Source organism: Sphingobacterium sp. NPDC055431 (assembly GCF_053644255.1).
The window spans coordinates 21,107-27,536 of sequence record NZ_JBSHLH010000031.1; the positions used below are offsets into that span (position 1 = coordinate 21,107).

Consider the following 6,430-nt stretch of genomic DNA (forward strand, 5'->3'; position numbering starts at 1 on the left):
AACCTATTTTGATTAAAGACAAGTCATATATTATTAAATTTATTTAATGAAAATTTCCGATTATTTAAAGCAAGAAACTAAAGAATTGCATCAAATTTCCGAAGCATTGGTAATTAATTATATCCGAAATATCAATTCTGAAAAAGATTACACGGATCTATTAAAAAAGTTCTATGTTTTTAACAAAGAGATACATCACTTTACGAATTCACATGTACAACAATTTTCGGAAGCTTATCCATTCTTCCAAGGCTTAAAACAAATTGAGAATGACTTTGTCGCTTTAAAATTGGATTTACCTGAGGTGAAGGAAATGAAAATCCTCAGCAATCTACATTCTGAACAACAGGCATTATGTGTACATTATGTTCTCCAAGGATCATCCTTGGGAAAACCATATATTGCTAAAATCCTTAACAAATTAGATTTCGTTTCAACCGATCATTATTTTAACGAAACATCAGATATTACCCCAAAAGATTGGGACCGATTTAAATCAATATTAGATTCCACTATCCCAATAACAAATAGCTTTGAAGCTATTTATTGGGCAAATTTAACGTTTAAATTTTTAATAGACTTATTTAGGAACAACTAAAAATCATGGTCACTATTAATTACATGAAAATGATTAAACTTTAGATCTTTGTACAAGAACTATTATTTTTATATAATTTTTGCAATTGAAACATTTTTTTTAAAAAATGTAAATTTTTATATTTTGAATTGAATTTTAAATAAGTGCTTAAGGTTCAAAAGATTTAGACCTACAGAAATATAGCCATCCCTATAAAATTTATTTCTCATTTAGGAATGGGTTATCGGTCCTATCGTGCTTTACCCAAATCAGTTTAGAGGTGTCATAACCAATCCTTTGCGCACTGTCTAGAAAGCTTTTTTTAATCCCATCGGGTATATCTTTTGTCCTTGATAAAATCCATAAATATTTCAAACTTTTTCCAGCAACCAGCGCATATCGATAATTTTCGTCCAATGCAATGACGTTGTATCCCGAATAAAAAGGGCCGAAGAAACTTACTTTTAATTCAGCAATATGCATATTATCGCTAAATTTTGCTAAACCAATGGCTTTTTTCCATTTCCCCTTCTTGTAGTTGTAACCGCTGTTCAATACCTTAACAGAGCCATCATCGTTCAAGCTGTATTGAGCGGAAACATTGTCCAGATCCTTTTCAAAACTGAAATCAAACCGGGCAATTTCATACCAAGTTCCCAGGTATCGACCCATTTCAAAGTTTTTTACCGCTTCAGCACCTTTGGGAATGGATGAACACGAATTTAGAAACGTAAACAGAACCACAGAAAATGCGATTACCAAAATCCTATTTTTTATGACCATCATTTCTTTTTTTAAATAATTTAAAAAAATAGAGAACCAAAAGGAATTGCGTATATCCATAGACGGCATCCTCAATTGGTATCGTTAATATGCGTACCCCAAGAAAGTCCCGGGGGTTGTAGTTCACTATGGGCGATTCCAATCCGGTTCCTGTCAGTACGCCGTTTACTGGAAGGAAACCCAACATCAAAACCGTAAATACTAGCGATGCTTTTCCAATCCATTCTGCCCGAACAATAAAATGCAGGTAGATTAAGGTTGTTAGGGTAGCGATTGCCGTGATAAGTGTGTATATTTTATCATAATGCAACAATGCCATAACCGAACAGATTACCACACTGATAAAAACAATCAGGTTATTAAACCCAGATAGCCATCCCAACCTAAAGAACTTCTCGAAACAGAAATAGGTAAATATACATGAAAACGGAATACAGATAAAAAAAAGCCATTCCTCGATCGGTAACCCAGCCAGTACTATTCCGAGCGTATAATCGGTATTGAACCACCAAACACCTTTTGCCGTAAACCATATATCCCAAGCGATGAAAGGAATGGCAACAATAATTGCAGATTTTAAAAACTCCCCAAAATGACGATTAAAATAAATTCGTTTATCGTATGAGGCAATGAAACATATGATGACCGTAAAGAACAATATTGCGGAATAGGTATAAGCCATCATTTTTTTCCAGAGTTAAAGTACATTTTAAAATATTTGAATGGAACGAAAAGAAATCCAAAACATTCCCCGTCTTCTTTCCCGATATGCCTGTGATGTTGCTTGTGTGCCCTGCGGAGTGCCAAAAAATAGGGATTTTGGGTCTGGGACAGAAATTTTACCCTTTGATGGATAAAAATATCGTGCACAAAAAAATAAGCCATTCCGTACAGCAAAATGCCTAAACCGATATGGAACAGGTAATTGAAATTTTCTACCGACCCGAAATACATCAAAGCAATCGTTGGTATGGAAAATATTACGAAAAAGTAGTCGTTCTTTTCAAAAGCGCCCTCACTGCTGTGGTCGTGATGGTCTCTGTGCAGGAACCAAAGGAAACCGTGCATGACATATTTGTGGATAATCCAGGTTGCCCCTTCCATCAATGTAAATGTGATCATTACGATTAAAAAAGCCATATCAGTTGTTAATTGGGTTAAAGAGTTTTTCTATGGTGTAGCGCCGGAAATCGAAAATATCCGTCAATTTCCTTTTCACTAACAGCAAATGTGCAATCTGTCCTACCAGGCCGAAAGGCAGTTCGTAATCTACCGTATCCTTCATCAAGACCCCATCTTTATTGGGGAAGAATTCATGAAGATGCCTCCAGTACTTATAAGGTCCTTTCTCCTGTAAATCAATAAAACATTTATTGTGTTCAACATGGGTGATTCTTGTCCTCCACTTCAAAGGGATTGTAAGTAACGGAGAAACGATATAATCGATGATCGTACCCTCAGCAATCTCCTCAGCGACATATTCCGACAGCACTGTAAAACCAATACCTTTAGGCGTAATCTTGGAAAGGTTCTTGGGAGAAGAGAAAAAACGCCAGGCTTCTTCGACGTCACAATTCAATTGTTGCTCTCTGTATAGCCGATTTCTCATAAATTAATCTTTTAAAAGTGTCCCTATCATCTTAAGAAGAATCTCCGACCTAATTTGGAGACTGTTTTCCTTAATAAAAGCGGAATCCTCATTTATGTTTGATTTGTACCCTAAAAAGGATGGAGCATTTTTTTGGACAGAAAGCCTGATAAACCTCAATTCAACATTCTCAGGTTCTTTTTTGATCGCTTTCTCGATGTTTTTCTTTCCTTCTCTGAATGTTTTGAGTTTGCTAATCGGACTAAAAACATGATTGGCCCAAATAGTTTGCAATCCACCTAAATATCCCAGATGAGTAGCCGAATTGTTTTTAGATTCCATCAATTCTCCAATCATTCTTTCGCACAATGCCCGGTTTGATACCAACTTGCTGTAATTAGACCTCACATCTTCTACAGCAATTGGACTAAAAATCCTTAAAAAGAATACTGAACTAATGAGCAAACCAGCTATATTCATCATAAAAAAGCCGTTTTATATCGTACATAACTTTTGAACGCCACGTATGCCTTTTCGGCATTGGGAACCCGAATCCTATTATTCAATATCTCTTTGGAGGATCTTCTTTTTATTTTTTGGAACAATGACAAATAGTACCTATAAGCTAAATATACACCGAACCTAGCGGAGCTGGGCAGTTTCTTAATTCCAACAAAAGCAATTCTAAACTCTTCTTCTATTTCCTTTTCAATCCGACATTTCACGCAATTATCAAATATGCGCATATCGATATCTGGAAAATAGGTCCTTCCCAAAACCTGATAATCATCCCTCAAATCCCTTAAAAAATTAACTTTTTGAAAAGCGGAGCCTAATTTCATTGCATAAGGTTCCAATTCTTTATACCTTTCGGCGTCGCCATCCGTAAAAACTTGCAGGCACATCAACCCGACTACTTCCGCGGAACCAAAAATATATTCTTCATATAGCGCTGAATTGTAGTCTATTTTCCGCAGATCCATTTCCATACTATGCAAAAACTTTTCAATTAGTATTATGTCTATTTTAAAAAGATTTACCGTTTCTTGAAAGGATTGAAGGATTGGATTAAGGGATATCCCCTCGTGAAGTGCAACATAGGTTTCTGTTTTTAACCGGCTCAAGAGCTTCTCTTTATCATATCCATGAAAACTATCCACGATTTCATCGGCTAATCTCACGTACCCATATATGGCATATATTGCAGATCGAATTGAGGGTTTCAGCGACAGGATTCCCAAGGAAAAACTAGTGCTATATTTCTGGGTTGTTATCTTGCTAACCGAGTATGAAAGTTCGTCAAACAGCTGTTTCATGGTTTTATTTTTTTAGTTTGATTATTTCGTTTGCAACAATTCTACCTGAAATTATGGATGGAGGGATCCCAGGTCCGGGAACCGTCAATTGACCTGTGTAGAATAAATTTTTCAATCTTTTGTTTCTTATTTTGGGCTTTAGGACTGCAGTCTGACCTAGCGTATTAGCCAATCCATAGGCATTCCCACCATAGGCATTATAATCCGAAATAAAATCGCTGACACAGTAGCTTCTTTTGTATTCGATCTTTGACCGTAGATCTTGTATCCCTGTATGCCTTTCTATCCTTGAAAGCATGTTGTTCAAATATAGTTCACGTGTAGTTTCTCCATCGTCAATCCCGATTGCCAACGGCATTAGAAGGAATAAGTTCTCTTTGCCCGGGGGAGCTAAAGTACTGTCTGTTTTGGAAGGGCAACAGGAATAAAAGAGAGGCCTCTGTGGCCATTTTTTTTCTTCATATATAGAATCGATATGTTCATCAAGATCATTCTCAAAAAAAAGCGTATGATGTTCGAGGTTGGGAATGCTTTGATCGATCCCTAAATAATAAATCAGACTGGAGGGTGCAAAGGTTCTGTTTTGCCAGAATTCTTCTGAATAATTTCTGTTCTCTTTACTTAATAGGGTTTCTGTATGATGATAATCCGAAGAAGCAATGACAGCATCAAATTCATGGATCTTGCCATTTATGGTTAACGAGGTAACCTTTCCGCTACATGTGTTTATACTTTCAACGGTTTTGTTGAAATGGAAATTAGCACCTTGACTTTCGGCTACTTTTTTCATCGCCAAAACCAATTGATAAAACCCGCCCATCGGATAATAGGTCCCCAAAGCATAACCACCGTAATTCATCAAACTATACAATGCAGGGATATCCTTTGGAGAAGCACCCAGGAAAATTACGGGAAATTCCATCAAGGTCCTTAGCTTTTCACTTTTAAAATATTTAGCAACGTAAGGCCTGAAACCCGTCAACAAATCCAATTTAATCGCACTTTTGACTATCTTGAGAGAGAGGAATTCACTCCAATTGTGACAGGGTTTATTAATAAAATCCTGCATTCCTACTTCATACTTAAACTTTGCCGCTTGCATGAATTTATCCACTTGCATTCCAGCTCCTTTTTCGATTCCTTCAAACAGGACTTTAAGCTCTTCCAGACATTCGGGAATACTAATTTTTCCTTCTGAAAAAACCACTTCAAACTGTGGGTTTAACGATATCAACTCAAAGAAATCAGAAGTTTGACAACCGAAATCAGCAAAAAAACTATCCATAATATCCGGCATCCAGTACCAGCTGGGACCCATATCGAAAACATATCCATCATCGGTTGAAAACTGCCGCGCTCTACCTCCCGGCCGATCATGTTTTTCAAACACGTGAACATCATTACCTGCCTTTGCCAGGTAGGCACTTGCAGATAGTCCCGAGAATCCTGACCCTATAATGGCTATTTTCTTCTTCATCGCCTTTTATCCTTTAAAGCTTCATTCAATAAATATTCTGTTTCAATATTCTTGTAATATATCCGTTGATGGAACTTATTGAGTTTATTGAGCAATTTGATCAGCTCCATTTTTTCGGGATGGTTTAAGTCTCCTGTAACTATTTCGGTCGCTTTCCTGATTCTGTCCATTTGGTTTTCTAAAACATTCAATCCTTTGAAGCTGATTTTTAAAACTTTACTTCTTTTGTCAATTTCAGAATCAGTTTGATTGACCCAACCTTGAGAAATCAGACGATTGATAATTTGCATTCCAGCAGGTTTCTCGTGAACGTTCTTTTTTATCAAATCCATTTTGGTCATTTCACCAAATGCCTTTAGGTTAATCAGGTAAATAAAGTCTTCCTGCGAAGAGAAATCAGAACCGTATATGGCTGATTTGGAATAACTTTTAGCATATCTGTTCATATGGACAATTAAGGTACTAATTACACTTTCTGCACTGCGCCCACTTTCTTTTCCTTCCCAATAAGGCTCGGTCTCCATCTCCTGGCTGTTATATTTGACGTTTATCCATCTTTTAAAACCTTCGATATCATCAGGATATATGTTTTCTAACGAATTTTCTATCTCAAATTCTTCAACTAGATCGATAACACTTTTTAAAATATCGTACTTCATGTTTGTTTTGTTATACAATTATACTAATTT

Annotated in this window: 9 protein-coding genes; 1 reads left to right on the forward strand and 8 read right to left on the reverse strand. The window is 36.3% G+C overall.

Annotation, left to right across the window (positions count from 1 at the left end; genetic code table 11):
- Positions 1–46: 46 nt before the first annotated feature.
- On the forward strand, positions 47–598 hold the full coding sequence (locus ACWIB3_RS18065; RefSeq protein WP_454292317.1) for a biliverdin-producing heme oxygenase: 552 nt from the start codon (positions 47–49) through the stop codon (positions 596–598).
- 198 nt (positions 599–796) lie between these two features.
- Here the strand turns inward: ACWIB3_RS18065 and ACWIB3_RS18070 are convergent, their stop codons facing one another.
- Genes ACWIB3_RS18070 through ACWIB3_RS18105 form a run of 8 tightly spaced genes read right to left on the reverse strand, consistent with a single transcriptional unit; the run spans position 797 to position 6,400 of the window.
- Positions 797–1,363: a lipocalin family protein gene (locus ACWIB3_RS18070; protein WP_236736443.1), complete on the reverse strand. Its 567-nt coding sequence runs from the start codon at positions 1,361–1,363 to the stop codon at positions 797–799.
- The gene (locus tag ACWIB3_RS18075) at positions 1,344–2,045 is read right to left on the reverse strand and encodes a lycopene cyclase domain-containing protein (RefSeq protein WP_093095708.1); all 702 of its coding nucleotides are present in this window, start codon (positions 2,043–2,045) and stop codon (positions 1,344–1,346) included. The genes ACWIB3_RS18070 and ACWIB3_RS18075 overlap by 20 nt, the downstream gene beginning before the upstream one ends.
- Positions 2,042–2,500, reverse strand: coding sequence for a sterol desaturase family protein (locus tag ACWIB3_RS18080; protein WP_185211797.1), 459 nt, complete (start codon positions 2,498–2,500; stop codon positions 2,042–2,044). The genes ACWIB3_RS18075 and ACWIB3_RS18080 overlap by 4 nt, the downstream gene beginning before the upstream one ends.
- 1 nt (position 2,501) lies before the next feature.
- Positions 2,502–2,969: an SRPBCC family protein gene (locus ACWIB3_RS18085; protein ID WP_454292318.1), complete on the reverse strand. Its 468-nt coding sequence runs from the start codon at positions 2,967–2,969 to the stop codon at positions 2,502–2,504.
- 3 nt (positions 2,970–2,972) lie between these two features.
- Positions 2,973–3,431: a hypothetical protein gene (locus ACWIB3_RS18090; RefSeq protein WP_454292319.1), complete on the reverse strand. Its 459-nt coding sequence runs from the start codon at positions 3,429–3,431 to the stop codon at positions 2,973–2,975.
- A complete protein-coding gene (locus ACWIB3_RS18095; protein ID WP_093095702.1) occupies positions 3,428–4,264 on the reverse strand; it encodes a phytoene/squalene synthase family protein in 837 nt (278 codons plus the stop codon). Before ACWIB3_RS18095 ends, ACWIB3_RS18090 begins: the two co-directional genes overlap by 4 nt.
- A 4-nt stretch (positions 4,265–4,268) precedes the next feature.
- A complete protein-coding gene (locus ACWIB3_RS18100) occupies positions 4,269–5,741 on the reverse strand; it encodes a phytoene desaturase family protein (RefSeq protein WP_185216959.1) in 1,473 nt (490 codons plus the stop codon).
- On the reverse strand, positions 5,738–6,400 hold the full coding sequence (locus tag ACWIB3_RS18105; RefSeq protein WP_185216961.1) for a MarR family winged helix-turn-helix transcriptional regulator: 663 nt from the start codon (positions 6,398–6,400) through the stop codon (positions 5,738–5,740). Before ACWIB3_RS18105 ends, ACWIB3_RS18100 begins: the two co-directional genes overlap by 4 nt.
- Positions 6,401–6,430: the final 30 nt, after the last annotated feature.

Coding starts and splice junctions, on each gene's coding strand:
- ACWIB3_RS18065 (WP_454292317.1), top strand. CDS start 47: ATGAAAATTTCCGATTATTTAAAGCAAGAAACTAAAGAATTGCATCAA.
- ACWIB3_RS18070 (WP_236736443.1), bottom strand. CDS start 1,363: ATGATGGTCATAAAAAATAGGATTTTGGTAATCGCATTTTCTGTGGTT.
- ACWIB3_RS18075 (WP_093095708.1), bottom strand. CDS start 2,045: ATGATGGCTTATACCTATTCCGCAATATTGTTCTTTACGGTCATCATA.
- ACWIB3_RS18080 (WP_185211797.1), bottom strand. CDS start 2,500: ATGGCTTTTTTAATCGTAATGATCACATTTACATTGATGGAAGGGGCA.
- ACWIB3_RS18085 (WP_454292318.1), bottom strand. CDS start 2,969: ATGAGAAATCGGCTATACAGAGAGCAACAATTGAATTGTGACGTCGAA.
- ACWIB3_RS18090 (WP_454292319.1), bottom strand. CDS start 3,431: ATGATGAATATAGCTGGTTTGCTCATTAGTTCAGTATTCTTTTTAAGG.
- ACWIB3_RS18095 (WP_093095702.1), bottom strand. CDS start 4,264: ATGAAACAGCTGTTTGACGAACTTTCATACTCGGTTAGCAAGATAACA.
- ACWIB3_RS18100 (WP_185216959.1), bottom strand. CDS start 5,741: ATGAAGAAGAAAATAGCCATTATAGGGTCAGGATTCTCGGGACTATCT.
- ACWIB3_RS18105 (WP_185216961.1), bottom strand. CDS start 6,400: ATGAAGTACGATATTTTAAAAAGTGTTATCGATCTAGTTGAAGAATTT.